14 protein-coding genes and 1 pseudogene are annotated in these 16,038 nt (G+C 67.6%); 10 read left to right on the top strand and 5 right to left on the bottom strand.

Annotated elements, in window-relative coordinates:
- Nucleotides 1–480 carry an OsmC family protein gene (locus ATF69_RS07630; RefSeq protein ID WP_146870474.1) on the bottom strand — a complete coding sequence of 160 codons (480 nt, stop codon included), beginning with the start codon at nt 478–480 and terminating at the stop codon, nt 1–3.
- 97 nt (nt 481–577) lie between these two features.
- Between ATF69_RS07630 and pdxR the strand changes: the two genes are divergently transcribed.
- A complete protein-coding gene (pdxR, locus tag ATF69_RS07625; protein ID WP_146870471.1) occupies nt 578–2,020 on the top strand; it encodes a MocR-like pyridoxine biosynthesis transcription factor PdxR in 1,443 nt (480 codons plus the stop codon).
- 16 nt (nt 2,021–2,036) lie between these two features.
- Here pdxR and ATF69_RS07620 read toward each other — a convergent pair whose 3' ends face one another.
- Nucleotides 2,037–3,146: an MBL fold metallo-hydrolase gene (locus ATF69_RS07620; protein ID WP_146870469.1), complete on the bottom strand. Its 1,110-nt coding sequence runs from the start codon at nt 3,144–3,146 to the stop codon at nt 2,037–2,039.
- Between the two features lie 152 nt (nt 3,147–3,298).
- Here ATF69_RS07620 and ATF69_RS07615 point away from each other — a divergent pair.
- From ATF69_RS07615 to ATF69_RS07605, 3 genes and pseudogenes are all read left to right on the top strand, one after another.
- Nucleotides 3,299–3,913: pseudogene (locus ATF69_RS07615) on the top strand (TetR/AcrR family transcriptional regulator); the annotation flags it as partial.
- Between the two features lie 210 nt (nt 3,914–4,123).
- Nucleotides 4,124–4,651 carry a gamma carbonic anhydrase family protein gene (locus ATF69_RS07610; RefSeq protein WP_146870465.1) on the top strand — a complete coding sequence of 176 codons (528 nt, stop codon included), beginning with the start codon at nt 4,124–4,126 and terminating at the stop codon, nt 4,649–4,651.
- A gap of 344 nt (nt 4,652–4,995) precedes the next feature.
- Entirely contained in the window at nt 4,996–6,876 is a 1,881-nt protein-coding gene (locus tag ATF69_RS07605; RefSeq protein ID WP_146870742.1) for a B12-binding domain-containing radical SAM protein, read from the top strand.
- A gap of 100 nt (nt 6,877–6,976) precedes the next feature.
- Here ATF69_RS07605 and ATF69_RS07600 read toward each other — a convergent pair whose 3' ends face one another.
- The gene (locus ATF69_RS07600) at nt 6,977–7,276 is read right to left on the bottom strand and encodes a hypothetical protein (protein WP_146870463.1); all 300 of its coding nucleotides are present in this window, start codon (nt 7,274–7,276) and stop codon (nt 6,977–6,979) included.
- 162 nt (nt 7,277–7,438) lie between these two features.
- Here ATF69_RS07600 and dinG point away from each other — a divergent pair, with 162 nt between their 5' ends.
- The 5 genes from dinG to ATF69_RS07575 all read left to right on the top strand — a co-directional run bounded on the left by dinG (nt 7,439) and on the right by ATF69_RS07575 (nt 12,731).
- Nucleotides 7,439–9,601: an ATP-dependent DNA helicase DinG gene (gene dinG, locus ATF69_RS07595; RefSeq protein ID WP_146870461.1), complete on the top strand. Its 2,163-nt coding sequence runs from the start codon at nt 7,439–7,441 to the stop codon at nt 9,599–9,601.
- Between the two features lie 62 nt (nt 9,602–9,663).
- Nucleotides 9,664–10,020, top strand: coding sequence for a zinc ribbon domain-containing protein YjdM (locus tag ATF69_RS07590; RefSeq protein ID WP_146870460.1), 357 nt, complete (start codon nt 9,664–9,666; stop codon nt 10,018–10,020).
- Nucleotides 10,021–10,168: 148 nt separating this feature from the next.
- Entirely contained in the window at nt 10,169–10,672 is a 504-nt protein-coding gene (locus tag ATF69_RS07585) for a pyridoxamine 5'-phosphate oxidase family protein (RefSeq protein ID WP_056742558.1), read from the top strand.
- A gap of 297 nt (nt 10,673–10,969) precedes the next feature.
- A complete protein-coding gene (locus ATF69_RS07580) occupies nt 10,970–11,395 on the top strand; it encodes a hypothetical protein (protein WP_056057652.1) in 426 nt (141 codons plus the stop codon).
- Between the two features lie 58 nt (nt 11,396–11,453).
- Nucleotides 11,454–12,731, top strand: coding sequence for an extracellular catalytic domain type 1 short-chain-length polyhydroxyalkanoate depolymerase (locus ATF69_RS07575; protein ID WP_146870458.1), 1,278 nt, complete (start codon nt 11,454–11,456; stop codon nt 12,729–12,731).
- A gap of 33 nt (nt 12,732–12,764) precedes the next feature.
- On the opposite strand, the gene ATF69_RS07570 is transcribed toward ATF69_RS07575, so the two are convergent.
- Nucleotides 12,765–13,796, bottom strand: a complete 1,032-nt coding sequence (locus tag ATF69_RS07570) for a M28 family peptidase (RefSeq protein WP_146870456.1) — start codon at nt 13,794–13,796, stop codon at nt 12,765–12,767.
- A gap of 59 nt (nt 13,797–13,855) precedes the next feature.
- Nucleotides 13,856–15,277, bottom strand: a complete 1,422-nt coding sequence (locus ATF69_RS07565; RefSeq protein WP_056742550.1) for a serine hydrolase domain-containing protein — start codon at nt 15,275–15,277, stop codon at nt 13,856–13,858.
- A 146-nt stretch (nt 15,278–15,423) separates the two neighbouring features.
- Here ATF69_RS07565 and ATF69_RS07560 point away from each other — a divergent pair, with 146 nt between their 5' ends.
- The gene (locus tag ATF69_RS07560) at nt 15,424–16,035 is read left to right on the top strand and encodes a 3'-5' exonuclease (RefSeq protein WP_146870454.1); all 612 of its coding nucleotides are present in this window, start codon (nt 15,424–15,426) and stop codon (nt 16,033–16,035) included.
- Nucleotides 16,036–16,038: the final 3 nt, after the last annotated feature.

Here is a 16,038-nt window from a genome sequence, read left to right as displayed (position 1 = left end):
TCAGCCCCCTTCCACTTCAAGCACCGGGGCGCAGTCGATCTGCGTCTTGACCGAGTTGGCCAGAAAACACGATGCGTGGGCGCGGTGGTGCAGGTCTTCCAGCTGGGCAGCGCTGGGCGCGTGCGCTGCGTCAAAGCGCGTGACGGGCCTCAGCTGCACGTGGGTGACGACCAGCTGGCCCTCTGCGTTCTTGGCCATGGTGCCCACGACCGCGTCGGTGTAGCGGTTGAGCCGATAGCCCGCACGGCTGGCGAAGTCCATGAACCACAGCATGTGGCAGCTCGACAGCGCGGCGACATAGGCTTCTTCCGGGTCCACCGCCGCCGCGTCGGAGTACGGCAGCGGCACCACATGGGGCGACGACGACGCGGCCACGGTGGCGCCGCCGTCAAACTGCCAGGTGTGGGCACGGTGGTAGCGCTTATCCAGAAAGTCGTCGGTGCCACGGGTCCAGGTGATGGTGGCGGTGTGCTCGGCCATGGGGTGCTTTCAAGAGGATCGGACCCGTTAGGGGCCCCGGGTTTCTACAATGGTTCTTCAGTTTATGAGTGCGTCACCCCATTGAAAGGGCCAATTTGTGCCCAGCCCCGGAGCCAATCGAACCACCGCCACCCTGCGCCAGCAGGTGTATGCGCAACTGCGCCGCGCCATCGAGCAGGGCAGCCTGCGCGCAGGCACCCGCCTGCCACCCTCACGCGAGCACGCGGCCAGCCTGGGCGTGTCGCGCAACACCGTGCTGTGGGCCGTGCAGCGCCTGCAGGCCGAGGGTTATGTGGAAGCCCGCGTGGGCGACGGCACCTATGTGTCGCAGGCCGTGGCCGCCACATTGCCGGCCCCGCAAGGCCTGGTGGCGCCGCCCCGGGGCCTGTCGCGCCGGGGGCAGCTGATAGCCGACACGGCGGCGCGCTGGCGCCCGCCCCTGGCGGCGGCCAAGGCGTTTCGCATTGGCGCGCCCGAGGTCGCCACCTTTCCGTTTGCGCTGTGGGACCGCCTGACACGCCAGGCCAGTTCAGGCCAGCGCAGCCACCGCGCGCAGTACCTGGACCCGGCTGGCGACCCCGACCTGCGCCAGGCCGTGGCGCAATGGCTGTGGGCCTCGCGCGGCATCCGCTGCGATGCGGCGCAGGTGGTGGTGTGCTCGGGCTCGCAGCAGGGCATTGACCTGATTGCGCGGCTGCTGCTGGACGTGGGCGACGAGGTGCTGGTGGAAGACCCCGGCTACCCCGGAATTCGCGCCAGCCTGCTGGGCCACGGCGCGCTGGTGCGGCCGGTGGACATGGATGGAGACGGCCTGCGCATCGACACCGCTGCGGCGCAATGGCCGAACGCGCGCATGGCCGTCGTCACACCCACGCACCAGTTCCCCACCGGCGTGTGCATGGGCCTGGCGCGACGGCAGGCGCTGCTGCAGTGGGCGCGCACGCACGACGCCTGGGTGGTCGAGGACGACTACGACGGCGAGTTCCAGTACGGCGGCGCTGCCCAGCGGGTACCGGCGCTGTGCAGCCTGCCGGGCTCGGAGCGCGTGCTGTACGTGGGCACCTTCAGCAAGACGCTGCACCCCGGCCTGCGCCTGGGCTTTGTGGTGGTGCCCCCCGCGCTGGTGGAGGCCTTTGCCATGGCCCGCGCCATCACCGACCGGCACGCACCCGGCGACGCTCAGGCGGTGCTGGCGCGCTTCATTGCCGAAGGCCACCTGCTGCGGCACCTGCGGCAGATGCGCGAGCTGTACCTGCAGCGGCAACACACGCTGCGCGCCGCACTGGCCGAGGCCAGCAACGGCGCCTGGCAACTGGCCGCCAGCGATCGTGGCATGCACCTGCTGCACGAGATAGCACCCGGCACCGACGACGAAACCCTGAGCCGCCGGGCGCTGGCGGCGGGCGTGATGCTGGCGCCGCTGTCGCGCTATGCGATGCAGTCGGCGCGCAGGGGCTGGCTGCTGGGCTATGCGGGGTTTGACGATGCAGAGATCCGCGCGGCCGCTCGCGTGGTGGGCGGCCTCGTGCGTCAGCGGTGATGCGGGCGCTGGTGCTTCACCACGCGCCGGGCTGAGGGGCCAGGGCCGTGCCAAGGCCCTCCGTCTGAACCACAGCCTGCGGCTGCACCTTGCGCCACCAGTGCGTGGACAGCGCGGGCGCGCGGATGTCCAGACGCTCGCCCATGATGGGCGCCACCAGCGGCACCTGCGCTGCCGCCGCGAGGGCGGTGATGCGCTCGAACGGCTCCACCCACGGGTGCAGCGACAGGTCGAACGTGCCGTTGTGGATGGGGAACAGATGGCGCCCCTTCACGTCCAGATGGGCCTGCAGGCTCTCCTCGGGGTGCATGTGGATGTCGGGCCAGTCGGCGTTGTAGGCGCCCGTTTCGATCAGCGCCAGATCGAAGGGGCCGAACCGCTCACCAATGGCCTTGAAGCCGTCGAAGTAGCCCGTGTCGCCACTGAAGAAGACGCGGACTTGGTCGGCGCCTTGACCCGCGATCAGCACCCACGAGGCCCACAGCGTGCTGTTGCCGTCCGACAGGCCCCGGCCCGAGAAATGCTGCGCAGGCGTGGCCACCAGCTGCAGCCCGCCGATGGTGGTGCCCTGCCACCAGTCAAACTGCTGCACCTTGGCCGCAGGCACGCCCCAGCCGATGAGCCGGTCGCCCACGCCCAGCGGCGTGATGAAGTGCTCCACCTTGGGCGCGAGCTTCTGGATGGCTGCGTAGTCCAGGTGGTCGTAATGGTCGTGCGACAGGATCACGCCAGTGATGGGCGGCAGCTCGTCAATCGTGATGGGCGGCGCGTGAAAGCGCTTGGGGCCCAGGAACTGGAACGGCGAGGCGCGCTCGGAAAACACCGGGTCGGTCAGCCAGAACTGGCCGTTGATCTTGAACAGCAGGGTGGAGTGCCCCAGGCGCCACAGGCTCAGGTCGGGCGCGGCCAGCAGGTCTGACCGCATCACGGCGTACACCGGCACGGGCTGGCGCGGCACCGAGTCGTCGGGCTTGCCGGTGGCAAAGCGCCACATCACCTGCAGCGTCTTGAGGGCGCCCAGCTCATGGCGGGGTGCCACGTTGCGAAATTTGCCACCCGCAAACTGCGGCGACTGTTCATAGGCGGCCACCGGCTGGGCGGCGCGGGAAAAGAGGCTGTAGGCCATGGCGATCAGTACAACGAAGGCGACACAAAGTGCCGGGAGCAGACGGCGGCGGCGGGCGATGGAGAGTGACACCGGATCTGCGACATAGAAATTACACTGCACAGTGTAGTTCACTTTTTAGAAAAGTAAACTACCCGGTGTAAAATTTGCGCATGATCGCCTCCCAGCCCACCCCTCGCCTGACCGACCGCAAGCGCGATGCCATCGTGCAGGCCGCCATCGGCGAGTTCCGCGAACACGGCTTTAACGGCACCAGCATGGACCGCGTGGCCGCAGCGGCGGATGTGTCCAAACGCACGGTGTACAACCACTTCCCGAGCAAGGAAGAACTGTTCGAAGCCATCCTGCTGCTGATGTGGGAGCGCAGCCAGTCACCCGACGAACTGGCCTACACCCCCACGCGCCCGCTGCGCGACCAGCTGCTGGAGCTGCTGGCACAAAAGATGCGCCTGCTCAACGACGCGAGCTTCATCGACCTGAGCCGCGTGGCCATGGCCGACATGATGCACACCCCCGAGCGCGCGCGCGGCATCACCGCCAAGCTCTCGGCCAAGGAAGAGGGCCTGCCGCGCTGGCTGCGCGCGGCCCAGCAGGATGGCCGCCTGCGCGCCACCATGGATGTGCCCTACGCCGCGCAGCAACTGCAGGGCATGGTCAAGGCCTTTGCGTTCTGGCCCCAGCTGGCCATGGGCCAGCCTCCCTTGAGCGCCGCACAGCAAGCGCAAGTGGTAGGGGATGCGGTGGACATGTTTCTGGGGTTCTACGCGGCGCCCACCCAGAAGGCCAAGGCCCCCGTAAAAAAGGCCCCGGCTGGAAGCACGGGCAAGGCAGCGGCAGCCCCTGTTGCCACCTCTGCGAAACCTGCCCCTCGCCGCGCCCCAGCGCGCTGACCCACGCCACCACCCTGTCCAGCAAACCGGCGTGAGGTGCGATTTGCACTACGCTCGCCCGTTCTTTCCACGCAGCCTGACACCAAGATGCCCCTCGCTCCCTACCTCGACACCGCCCCGGTCCTGGACACCGGCGTTTTCATCCACGACTCTGCCCAGGTCATCGGCGACGTCACGCTGGGCCGCGATAGCTCGGTGTGGTGCAACGCCGTGCTGCGCGGCGATGTGAACCGCATCACCGTGGGCGTGTGCAGCAACGTGCAAGACCTGACCATGGGCCATGTGTCGCACCGCAACGCCAGCAAGCCCGAAGGCTCGCCGCTGGTCATCGGCGACTACGTCACGGTGGGCCACTCGGTGATCCTGCACGGCTGCCGCATCGGCAACGAATGCCTCATCGGCATGGGCTCCATCGTGATGGATGACGCCATCATCGAAGACCGCGTGATGCTGGGCGCGGGCAGCCTGGTCTCGCCCGGCAAGGTGCTGGAGAGCGGGTGCCTCTACATCGGCCGCCCTGCGGTGCGCCAGCGCGCGCTCACGGATGCAGAGATTGCGTACCTCAAGTACTCGGCCGAGCACTATGTGCGGGTGAAGAACAACTACCAGGGATGACCTGCATCACTCCCTGCGGTCTGTGATAGCGCGGTCTCTGGCAGTCCGCTGCGTTGCTTTTCTTGCCAATAGCCCGCTATTGGCTGCAAAAAGACGCCTTGCGGCCTGTCCTGATCCGCACTACCACCGACTCGCGAGGGTGATGCAGGACATCCCTAGCGGCACACCCCACGCGGCTGCAGTGCCCCCGGCGCCCCCCGCCCACCAGGGATAAAGCCGGGCCGGGATAATCGGGGGTTCCACGACCCCTGCGGCGGCACCGCATCGCCCCATTGCCTGTTTCCACCATGTCTGCCGTCGCCCCCGCCTCACCCGCCCAGCGCGTTCTCTCCGTCATCCCCCCGATGACGCAGCTGAACACGCCATACCCCTCCACCGCCTACCTCACGGGCTTTCTGCGTTCGCGGGGGGTGACAGCGTTCCAGGAAGACCTGGCATTGGCACTGGTGCTGCGCCTGCTCTCGCCCGAAGGGCTGCGCGCGGTGGCCGCCCAGGTGGATGCGCTGCCCGCCAAAAAGCAGAGCCCCGCTGTGCAAAGTTTTGCGGCGCAAAAGGACCGTTACCTCGCCACCATCGGCCCCGCCATTGCCTTCTTGCAAGGCCGCGACAGCACGCTGGCGCACCGCATCGTTGGCCGCAACTACCTGCCCGAGGGGCCGCGCTTTGCCACGCTGGACGTGTATGTGGATGACGAGGGTGGCGACCCGCTGGGCTGGGCCTTTGGCGCGCTGGGCCTGACGGACAAGGCCAAGCACCTGGCCACGCTGTACCTGAACGACCTGGCCGATGTGCTGCGCGACGCGGTGGACGAGCGCTTTGAGTTTGTGCGCTATGCCGAATCGCTGGCGGGCAGCCAGCCCACATTTGACCCACTGGCCAACGCGCTGGCGGCAACACCCACGCTGGTGGACGCGCTGCTGGAGCAGCTCACGCACGAGGCGATTGCCAAGCACCAGCCCACCGTGGTGCTGCTGTCCGTGCCGTTCCCGGGGTCCGTGTATGCGGCGTTCCGCATCGCCCAGGCCATCAAGGCGCGCTACCCACACATCGCCACCGTGCTGGGCGGCGGCTTTGTGAACACCGAGCTGCGCGAACTGGCCGACCCGCGTGTGTTCGACTTTTTTGACTATGTGACGCTGGACGCGGGCGAGCGCCCATTGCTGGCGCTGCTGGAACACCTGCGCGGCGAGCGCGGCCGCCAGCGCTTGGTGCGCACCTTTGTGCGCCATGATGGAGAAGGCGGCGATGGCGCGGTGCAGTACATCAACATGATGGAAGCCGACATCGCCTTCGCCGAGGTGGGCACCCCCACCTGGGACGGCCTGCCGCTGGACCGTTATCTGTCGCTGCTGGACATGCTCAACCCCATGCACCGCCTGTGGAGCGACGGGCGCTGGAACAAGCTCACCGTGGCGCACGGCTGCTACTGGAAGAAGTGCAGCTTCTGCGACGTGAGCCTGGACTACATCAGCCGCTACGAGGGCGCCAGCGCCGCCGTGCTGGCCGACCGCATCGAGCAGATCGTGCACGAGACGGGACAGACCGGCTTTCACTTTGTGGACGAAGCCGCACCGCCCAAGGCACTCAAGGCGCTGGCTACCGAACTGATCGCGCGCAACGCAGGCATCAGCTGGTGGGGCAATGTGCGGTTTGAAAAAACCTTTACCCCCGACCTGGCCGAGCTGCTGGCCGACAGCGGCTGCATTGCGATCTCGGGCGGGCTCGAAGTCGCGTCAGACCGGCTGCTCACGCTGATGAAAAAAGGCGTGTCGGTGGACCAGGTGGCGCGCGTGACCCGAGCCTTCACCGACGCGGGCATCCTGGTGCATGCGTACCTGATGTACGGCTTTCCCACCCAGACCGTGCAGGATACGGTGGACGCGCTGGAGTACGTGCGCCAGCTGTTCGCCAACGGCTGCATTCAGAGCGGGTTCTTCCACCGCTTTGCCTGCACCGTGCACTCGCCCGTCGGCAAGAACCCCGAGGAGTACGGTGTGACCCTGGCGCCCCTGCCCCCGGGCGACTTCGCCAAGAACGACGTGGCCTTCATCGACCCTACGGGCGTCGACCACGACGCGCTGGGCGGCGCGCTCAAGAAGGCCATCTACAACTACATGCACGGCATCGGTCTGGAAGAAGACGTACGCACGTGGTTCCCGTTCAAGGTGCCCAAGACGACGGTGCGACGTGACCGGATCGAGCGCGCGCTGCGCGAGCGGGGGTGAATGCAACAGGCGATACAGCTACCACCTTCAAAGAAAATGGCCGCTAGCGCTTTCTGTATAAGCGCTGATAGCTATCAATAGCGAAGCATTCACAAGGCTATCAACGCTTTTGCTTCTGGTAAGCCTTGTCGGCCGGTGGCCCCCGATCGGTGTCTTGCAACCCACGCTGCACGTCACGGTAGGCCTGCTCGATTTGTGCGTCGGGCTTGCCATGGGTCATGTCCACCGACTCATCACGCTCGTGGGGCAGCTTGGGCTTTTCTTCCTTCGCGGCAGACTGCCCTGCCTTCAGCGGTCCCTGCGTGTCGGGGCCGGGGGCTTGGCGTTTGGTGGTGTCGATGGAAGGTTCTGGGCCGGTGGGGGCGGGGGTGGGTTCGTCGGGGTTGGTGTTGCGGGGCATGGGGTCTCCTGGATGGGGACCGCAGCGGGTCCCGTCCTGTGGATCGTAAAAACGCCCCCCTCGTCGCCGTGTAGGCCCGGAGGCCATCTAACCGACGGGCGATGGAGACGGCGCAGCACGCCCTTGGCGCGGCGGGCCCCCCAAGCCATGCGACACTACTGTATGTCTCAACAGGTGTGGGCCGCACAGGCCCTTGAATCTTTCGATGCGGTGGTGTCGGCCACCGAGGGTTTTCGCAGCCGCGCTGGCCAGCGGCTGATGGCGCAGCAGGTGGCACGCACGTTCAGCAGCGCCACGCTGGGCAAGGTGGATGAAGAAAGTGGCGAGGCCGCGCCCACGCGCTCCATTGCCGTCATCCAGGCGGGTACGGGCGTGGGCAAGTCGCTGGCGTACTGCGCACCCGCCATTGCGCTGGCGCTGTCGCGCGGCACGCGGGTGTTGATCTCTACCGCCACGGTGGCGTTGCAAGAACAGCTGGTCAACAAGGACCTGCCCGCACTGGCCGCGATGCTGCCCCAGCCCTTCAAGTTTGCGCTGGCCAAGGGGCGCGGGCGCTATGTGTGCAAGCTCAAGCTCGACCGCCTGGCGGGCACGGGCGAGGCGGAGGAAGAGGGCGAAGACGACCTGTTTGCCGAGGAGGAAGCGGCCGCCCGCGCCAAGCGCCCCCGGCACGAAACCGAGGCGCGCATCCAGTTCTATTCGACGATGGCACAAACCTTGTCGAAAGGCGCCTGGGATGGTGACCGCGACAGCCTGGACACACCGCCCGAGCCCGAGGTGTGGAGCCCCGTGGCGGCCGAGGGCGCATCGTGCACCGGCAAACACTGCCCGGCTTTCAGCCAGTGCACCTACTACGACAAGCGCAAGGAGCTGGTGGGTGCGCAGGTGATCGTGGCCAACCACGATTTGCTGCTTTCATCGCTGGGCGCGCGCGTGTTGCCCGAGCTGGACAACTGCCTCCTGGTGCTGGACGAAGCCCACCACCTGCCCGCCACGGCGCTCGACCAGTTTGCGTGTAGCATGGACCTGTCGCGCATCACCTGGATCGAGCGGCTTGCCAGCCGGGGCCTGCGCATTGGGGCATTGCTGGAGGTCGAAGAAATTGCCGACATCCCCAAACATTCGGCCCAGCTGCGGCAGACGCTGCAGGACCTGGCGCGCATCGTGATGGATGTGTACGGCGCCCAGCTCAAGAGCCAGCCCAGCGCCTGGGGTCCGGCGCGCGTGCGGGTGCCACGCGGCGAATTGCCCGAACAGCTCATTGCGCCGCTGGGCCTGCTGGCCGCCAGCGCTGAGGGCTTCCTCGACGCCCTGCGCGCCATCAGCAAAGCCCTGCGCGCCGAGATGCGCGACAAGCCCGACGAGGCCAAGCGCCTGTCCACGCTGTACGCGCAGATCGGCATGCTGGCCCCGCGCCTGGAAGCGCTGCATGCCACCGCACAATTGCTGCTGCAGGATGCGCCCGAGGGCGCGGTACCCGCCGCGAAATGGTTCACGCTGGAGGTGGATGGCGACTTCATCGTGGTCAAGGCGCATGCCAGCCCCATCCTGCCCGGCACCACGCTGCGCAACCACCTGTGGAGCGCCGTGCGCGGCGCGGTGCTGACCTCGGCCACGCTCACCAGTTGTGGGCACTTCGACTTCTTCTTGCGCGAGGCGGGCTTGCATGGCGATGAAGCCACCACCACGCTCGAAGTGCCCAGCCCCTTCAACTACGCCGCGCAGGGCACGCTGATTGCCGCCGAGACCCGCGCCGACCCCAAGAACGCCGCGCAGTTCACCACCGAGATGGTGGACGCGCTGCTGCACGACATTGCCCGCGTGGAATACGGCGCACTGGTGCTGTTCACCTCGCGCGAGCAGATGCGCCAGGCCGTGGATGCATTGCCCACCGCCATGCGCAGCGTGGTGCTGGTGCAGAACGCGCTGCCGCGCACACAGCTGCTGCGCCGCCACCGCGAGCGGGTGGAAAACGGCGAGCCCTCGGTCATCTTCGGCATGCAGTCGTTTGGCGAGGGGCTGGATTTGCCGGGGCGCCTGTGCGAGTCGGTCTTCATCACCAAGCTGCCCTTTGCCCCGCCCGACGACCCCGTGGGCGAAGCCCGCGCCGAATGGCTGCGCGCCGTGGGGCGCGACCCCTTCAGCGAGCTGGTGGTGCCCGCCACCGCCATCCGCCTGGCGCAATGGGTAGGCCGCGCGATCCGCACCGAAGAAGACATGGCGCATGTGTACTGCTACGACAAGCGCCTGACGCGCACCAGCTACGGCCAGCGGCTGCTCAAAGGGCTGCCGCCGTTTGCGCTGGAGCAACGCGCGCCGCTGTGAAGCGGCGACACTTTGCGCACCCATTTCACAACCACTACAACAACGACAGAGAGGACCCCACCATGCCCCACACCGCTCCCGCCTGCCCCCAGTGCGGCCAGGAGAACACCTACCCGGATGGCAGCAACTATGTGTGCCCCGACTGCGCCTTTGAATGGCCGCAGGTGGCCGATGCAGCGGACGCCGACGCCGATGCAGGCGACGGCATCGTCCGGGATGCCAATGGCAATCCACTCGCCGACGGCGACGCGGTGATCCTGGTGAAAGACCTCAAGGTCAAGGGTTCGTCGTCCACCCTCAAGAAGGGCACCAAGATCAAGAGCATCCGCCTGGTGGATGGTGCCGATGGCCACAACGTGGACTGCAAGACGGACCTGGGCAGCATGCTGCTGAAGTCGGAGTTCTTGAAGAAGGCCTGATGGAGGAGGGCGGCGCCCCTGTGTCAGACAACCGCCCACAGGCATCGGCGTTCCCCGCCGACGCCCTGGCCGCCCCATGGTGCCTAGAGTCAATCGATTGCAGTGCCCGCACTCTTCGATTGATTCCCTACCACCTGCTGGAGGCCCCATGCACCCCAATTCCCCCGCCCACGACACCTTGTGGAAGCTCATCAAGGACATCCGTTTTGGCATGCTCACGCACCGCACGTCCACAGGCATGCTGCACGCGCACCCGCTCACCACGCAAAACCGGCAGCTCGATGAACAGGCCGAGCTGTACTTCTTCATCTCCCAGTCGGGCGAGCTGTACGAACGCCTTTTGACCGATGGGGAGGTGAATGTGTCGTACGCCGACCCGGGCGAGGACCGCTATGTGTCTGTGTCAGGCCAGGCGCGTTTTGTGGACGACCGCGCGCTCAAGGAAGCCCTGTGGTCGCCCCTGGCCAAGGCGTGGTTCCCCGGCGGAGCGACCGACCCGGACCTGGCACTGCTGGTGGTGCGCGTTCGCCACGCCGAATACTGGAACGTGGACGAGAGCAAGATGGTGCAGCTGTTCCAGATGGCCAAGGCCGCCTTCACTGGCGAGCCGCCGCGCAGCCTGGGTGAACACAAGGAACTCACGCTGTTCTGAGCGCCTGTGGACGATCCCTCGGGATCGGCCTGCAGGGTGTGAGTGGAGCCCCTTTCCCCAGGGCGGTGCAGCATCTGCACCGCCATCCTGCGGGTCTCCGGGGCAAATTTCAGGCAAAACCGGGCGCTAGCGCTACAGAAACATGGCTTGTTTGCTACCATTTTGGTAGTGAGCGCATGCAGTACCTCCTGGGGCCCGTAGGCCCCATTCTTTTTGGGCAGCTCTTGCAAAGCAGCCAACCACCATCCATATTCCATCCATAAACCATCTGTTTGGATGTTTTTTGGAGTGTGCTTGATGAGCAACCTGGTTCCCACCGCCCCCGCACGCAGCAAGGTGCCCGAGTCCGAGAAGGTCACCATCAACCTCGGTTTTGTGGACCTGGGCCACATTGACCTGCTGGTGTCCGAGGGCTTTTACGCCAACCGCACCGACTTCATCCGCACCGCCATCCGCAACCAGCTGACCGCCCAGAACGACGCGGTGCGCCAGGTGGTGGCCCGCAAGATGCTTGTGCTGGGACTGCAGCGTTTTGGCCGGGCCGAGCTGGAGGCCGTGTTGGCAGCAGGCCAGGCGCTGGAGATCCGTGTGCTGGGCCTGGCCAGCATCGACGACGACGTGCCGCCCGCACTGGCGCAGGCCACGATCGCCTCGGTGACGGTCTTGGGCGCATTCCACGCCAGTGCAGCCGTCAAGGCCGCGCTGGCCGGGCGCATGCATTGAATCCGTACACAGACCGCAGAGCGTCGCCCGTGCCCGCACCCACCACCAAGGAGTCCCCATGGACTGGAACCTGAACCTCAAGCGCCTGATGGGCGAAGCCACCCAGCTGGTGCGCAGCGGCCAACTGGCCGACGCCACGCGGGCCATCCAGCAAACCCTGGGCGAGGCCGTGGCGCGCCATGGCCCCCCTCCCGCACCCGCCAGCACAAGCGCCCCCCCGCTGCACGCGCCCGAGCCCGAACCCACGGCAGGGAACGCCCCCCGCTGGCGCAGTGCCCACACCGCGCAAGAGGTGGAAGACGCCGTGGTCATCGACCGCAGCACCCACGCTCCGCCCGCAGAGGCACAGCCCCCGGCCACACCACGCCCCGCCTCCAGCCACCACCCGCTGGCGGAGTCGCCCGACAGCTTCTCCCGCGTGGCCTTCACCCCCCCGGGCGCTCGGCACAACCCGCACCACTACCACCTGTACGTGCCCCCGGGCGCCACGGCAGGCACCCCCATGTCCCTGGTGCTGATGCTGCACGGCTGCACGCAGAACCCGGTGGACTTTGCGACCGGCACGGGCATGAACGACGCAGCCGCGCCCGCCAACGCTCTGGTGCTGTACCCCGAGCAACCCCACAGCGCCAACCCCAACGGCTGCTGGAACTGGTTTCGCCCCGGCGACCAGCACCGGGGCGGCGGCGAGCCCGCGCTGATCGTGGCCATGCTGCGGGATGTGATGGCGCGCCACCCGGTGGATGCGCAACGCGTCTACGTGGCGGGCCTGTCGGCCGGCGGCGCCATGGCCGCACTGCTGGGCCGCGAATACCCCGACCTGTTTGCGGCCGTGGGCGTGCACTCCGGCCTGCAGGCGGGTGCCGCGCACAACGTGATGGGCGCACTGTCGGCGATGAAGAACGGGGCCAAACCCGGTGCGGCGACCCACCATGCCGCTGACGCCCCAGCCCTGCCACCCCCACCGGTGATCGTGTTCCACGGCGACGCCGACACCACCGTACATGCACACAACGGTGAACAGCTCATCGAGGCAACGCTGTCAGCACTGGCCACGGCTCCAGGTGACGGCCAGACGACGGTGGAGACCGTGCACCAGGGCCAGTCCCGTGGTGGCCAGAGCTACACCCGCAAGGTGTACACCGTGGCGGGTAGCGCCCCGTCGGCCAGCGCACTGACTGGCACGGTGGTGGCAGAACACTGGGTACTGCACGGCGCAGGGCACGCGTGGGCCGGTGGGCACGCGGGCGGCAGCCACACCGACCCGTGCGGCGTGGACGCCACGCAGGAGATGCTGCGGTTTTTTCTGGAGCATCCGCGCGCTGCGAGGCATTGACTCTCCACACGCGTCCGCTCGGTCTTCGACGCGCTAAGGCCGGTGTGCAAGATCGCGCACAACACCTTCTAGCCCCTGAACCACGCGAGCCAGGTGGTCGAAATCCACCTGGTCAGGAGTGTCCTGGCCGGTGTGATAGTGGGGATAGCGATAAGGGGCGGTGTCGGTCACCATCAACGCGGGATAGCCCGCGTCGAGATAGGCCGCATGGTCTGAATAGTCCACGCCGGGGATGAAGCGGGGCGCCGCAATGCCCTCGGACGGAAGCGCCGCGTGGGACCGAAAGGACCGCACCACCTTTCGCACCAACCCCAGGTCGCCAGGCGTCGCCACAAAAGCGATGAAATCACCCTGCGTGGGGTAGAACTGGTTCAGGGGCCAGGGGTACTTCTGCGACCCTTCGGCGCTGGAAAAGTACCCCATGGTCTCCAGCGACAGCATCGCAACCACGGGCGCCCCACGAGCCAACAAGGCCTGGGCGTGCACCTGGCTGCCCATCAGCGGGGTCTTGAAAAAGGGCGGCTCTTCGTTGGTGTAGAGCACAAACATCACGTCCGCCTGCGCGGAGGCGCCCAGGTGCTTGAGGCTTTTGGCCAGCGCCAGCACGGCGGCGGTGCCCGTGGCGTTGTCGTTGGCGCCGGGCGTTTCGTGCGCCGAATCGTAGTGGGCGCCAACCACCACCAGCCGCTGCCCCGGTGCGCTCTGGCTGGGCACCGTGACCTCCAGGTTACGCACCGCCACACCGCGCGCCTTGAACTCGTCGCGCCGGACTCGGTAGCCGTACGACGCCAGTTCCGACTCCAGATAGGTCGCCACGGCCTCCAGGGCGGCAGGGTGCTGGGTGTTGTGTTCCTGCGCTGCAATCACGGCCACATGCTGGCGCAATTGCTGTGCCAGCACCTGCTGCTCTGCGGTGGCGGGCAGGAGCGCGCCGCGGTGCGAACTGCCGGGCATGGTGGTGACTGCCAGGATGGCCGCCAGCAGCAGGCCCAACACGGTGGCGAGGGCCCCGGTGATGCGCAGCAGGCTTTGCCCCAGGCGCAGGGCGATCTGTGAAATTCTCATAGCGTTGTATTCATCGGCACTGCGTGCCTGTTACCAAGCACATGCCCCGAGTGCATCCGTCACTTTGATGGATCACTGCGACGCGGGCGCGCCTTGCGATAGCGACGGGTGGCCTCAGCCACCATGGCGTCCTTGGGCAACAGCTGGGTGCCGCCCACCCACAGCTCGGTGGCGGTGCCGCTGGCATCGCGCACGCGGCGCACCGGCTGGCCGGGGCTGGCATAGGCCGAGGCTTTCTGGACCACGCCGCTGTCGCGCCCGGTGATGGCCAGCTCCGTGGTGGCGGCGTTGAACGGCACGAACATGGCGGGCACCACCTGGCACACCACCTTGCCCATGGGCACCATGTCGCTGGCGCCCCACAGGCTCCACCAGCGCCCCGCCCAGGCGGCTTCCTTTTTGCCCGGCGCACCATGCTGCTGGAACGCAAACAGGATGCTGGCAATGCCTTCCACCCACTCGGTGGACAGGCCGTCCTGCGCGTTGGTGAGCACCGTCACCGTCAAGTCGAGCGCGGGGTAGCGCGCGGTGCGTGACAGGAACCCTTGCAGGCTGCCGGTGTGGCCCATCCATTCACGCGGGCCCGGCGCGCTGAGCATGGTGCCCAGGCCGTAGTGGGACTCGAACAGGTTGCAGGGGTCGCGCCAGCGGCGCTGCGCCATCTCGCGGCGGCTGGCGGGCGACAGGATGCTGCGCTGGCTGTCTGGCGCCAGCTGCGAAAAGAAGCGGGCCACATCCGACGCGGTGGACACAAACCCGGCCGCCGGGGCCATGGCGTCGCAACGGTTGTCGCCCGGCACGATCAGGCGCTGGCCGAACGGAAACTCGCTGCTGTGGCCCACGGCCATCGGGGCGCCCCGGGCCAGGCGCGGCATGTCGGGCACGGTTTCCTGCAGGCCCGCAGCATCGATCACGTGGCGCACCATCCAGCTGGCGTACTCCGTGCCGGTGACCTGCTCCATCATCAGCCCCAGCAGGCCGTAGCCGTGGTTCGAGTACTTGAGCTGCACCCCCGTCTCCAGCGGCGGCTTGTGGCGCAGATCCGCCAGCAGCTCGGCGCGGGAGAGATACGGCCGCCGGTCGAGGAACTGGCCGGCATCGGGCCCGTCGCGCGTCACGCCCGCGCTGTGCGAGAGCAGCTCGCCAATGCGCGCCCGGGCCAGGTCCTTGTGCAGGCCATCGACATAGCGGCCAATGGGGTCGTCGAGCCCGACCTTCCCCTGCTCGCGCAGCAGCATGACGCCCGCTGCCGTAAAGCTCTTGGAGTGCGACGCGATGCGCAGGCGGTGCCGGGGCGTGAGGGGTTGGTGGGTGCGCATGTCGGCCACGCCCAGGGCCAGCTCGGCCACGGTCTCGCCGCCGCGTGCAATGGCCACGGAACACCCGGGCTGGCGGTAGCGCTCCAGTTGCAGGTCCAGCCACTGCGGCAGGTAGTCCAGGGCGGCGTGGAGCCAGGCGGGTTGGGTGGTGTGGTTCTTCATGGGTTGCTCGGCTCCATGCATCCAGAAACGGGGTGGGGCAGTGTAGGCCACACTCCTGGATAGGCAGTTGGACACACAGGCCCGCAGGACGCACAGGATGGCGGGCAGGTGCGGCGGCACAATCCTTCCTTTTCGCACGCAAGCCCATGCCCCCCATCGCCGTCATCGACTTTGAAACCACCGGCGTCTCGCCCGGCCAGGGCGCGCGCGCGACCGAGGTGGCCATCGTGCTGCTGGAAGGCGGCCAGGTAGTGGACCGGTTCCAGAGCCTGATGAAAACCGGGGTGTGGATTCCGTCCTTCATCACCCAGCTCACCGGCATCACCAACGCGATGGTGAACGCCGCGCCCGACGCGGCGCAGGTGATGCAGGATGCCGCGCGTTTTGTGGGCGATGCGCCCATGGTGGCGCACAACGCATCGTTCGACAGCAAGTTCTGGCAGGCCGAACTGGCCCTGGCCGGACTGCCCGCGCCGCAGCCGTTTGCGTGTACGGTGCTGCTGTCGCGGCGCCTGTACCCGCAGGCGCCCAGCCACAAGCTGGGCACGCTGGTGGACTACCACGGCCTGCCGCGCACAGGCCAGGCCCACCGGGCGCTGGCCGATGCCGAGATGGCCGCTGCGCTGCTGGCCCGCATGCAGCACGACCTGCGCACCCGCTGGCGGGTGGCCGAGCCCAGCTACGCCTTGCTGCAAACGCTGCAGCGCTGCGCCAAGCCCAAGGTGGGGGCGCTGCTGGCGCAGCATGCGGGGATCTGACAC

The sequence above is a fragment of the Acidovorax delafieldii genome (assembly GCF_007993815.1).
Taxonomy (GTDB): domain Bacteria; phylum Pseudomonadota; class Gammaproteobacteria; order Burkholderiales; family Burkholderiaceae_C; genus Acidovorax; species Acidovorax delafieldii.
This window is presented reverse-complemented; position numbering and strand designations above follow the sequence as displayed.

Bases quoted from the DNA above. Each gene is read 5' to 3' on its own strand.
- ATF69_RS07630 (WP_146870474.1), bottom strand. From the start codon at position 480: ATGGCCGAGCACACCGCCACCATCACCTGGACCCGTGGCACCGACGAC.
- ATF69_RS07620 (WP_146870469.1), bottom strand. From the start codon at position 3,146: ATGGCCTACAGCCTCTTTTCCCGCGCCGCCCAGCCGGTGGCCGCCTAT.
- ATF69_RS07610 (WP_146870465.1), top strand. From the start codon at position 4,124: ATGCCCCTCGCTCCCTACCTCGACACCGCCCCGGTCCTGGACACCGGC.
- ATF69_RS07605 (WP_146870742.1), top strand. From the start codon at position 4,996: ATGACGCAGCTGAACACGCCATACCCCTCCACCGCCTACCTCACGGGC.
- ATF69_RS07600 (WP_146870463.1), bottom strand. From the start codon at position 7,276: ATGCCCCGCAACACCAACCCCGACGAACCCACCCCCGCCCCCACCGGC.
- dinG (WP_146870461.1), top strand. From the start codon at position 7,439: ATGTCTCAACAGGTGTGGGCCGCACAGGCCCTTGAATCTTTCGATGCG.
- ATF69_RS07590 (WP_146870460.1), top strand. From the start codon at position 9,664: ATGCCCCACACCGCTCCCGCCTGCCCCCAGTGCGGCCAGGAGAACACC.
- ATF69_RS07585 (WP_056742558.1), top strand. From the start codon at position 10,169: ATGCACCCCAATTCCCCCGCCCACGACACCTTGTGGAAGCTCATCAAG.
- ATF69_RS07580 (WP_056057652.1), top strand. From the start codon at position 10,970: ATGAGCAACCTGGTTCCCACCGCCCCCGCACGCAGCAAGGTGCCCGAG.
- ATF69_RS07575 (WP_146870458.1), top strand. From the start codon at position 11,454: ATGGACTGGAACCTGAACCTCAAGCGCCTGATGGGCGAAGCCACCCAG.
- ATF69_RS07570 (WP_146870456.1), bottom strand. From the start codon at position 13,796: ATGAGAATTTCACAGATCGCCCTGCGCCTGGGGCAAAGCCTGCTGCGC.
- ATF69_RS07565 (WP_056742550.1), bottom strand. From the start codon at position 15,277: ATGAAGAACCACACCACCCAACCCGCCTGGCTCCACGCCGCCCTGGAC.
- ATF69_RS07560 (WP_146870454.1), top strand. From the start codon at position 15,424: ATGCCCCCCATCGCCGTCATCGACTTTGAAACCACCGGCGTCTCGCCC.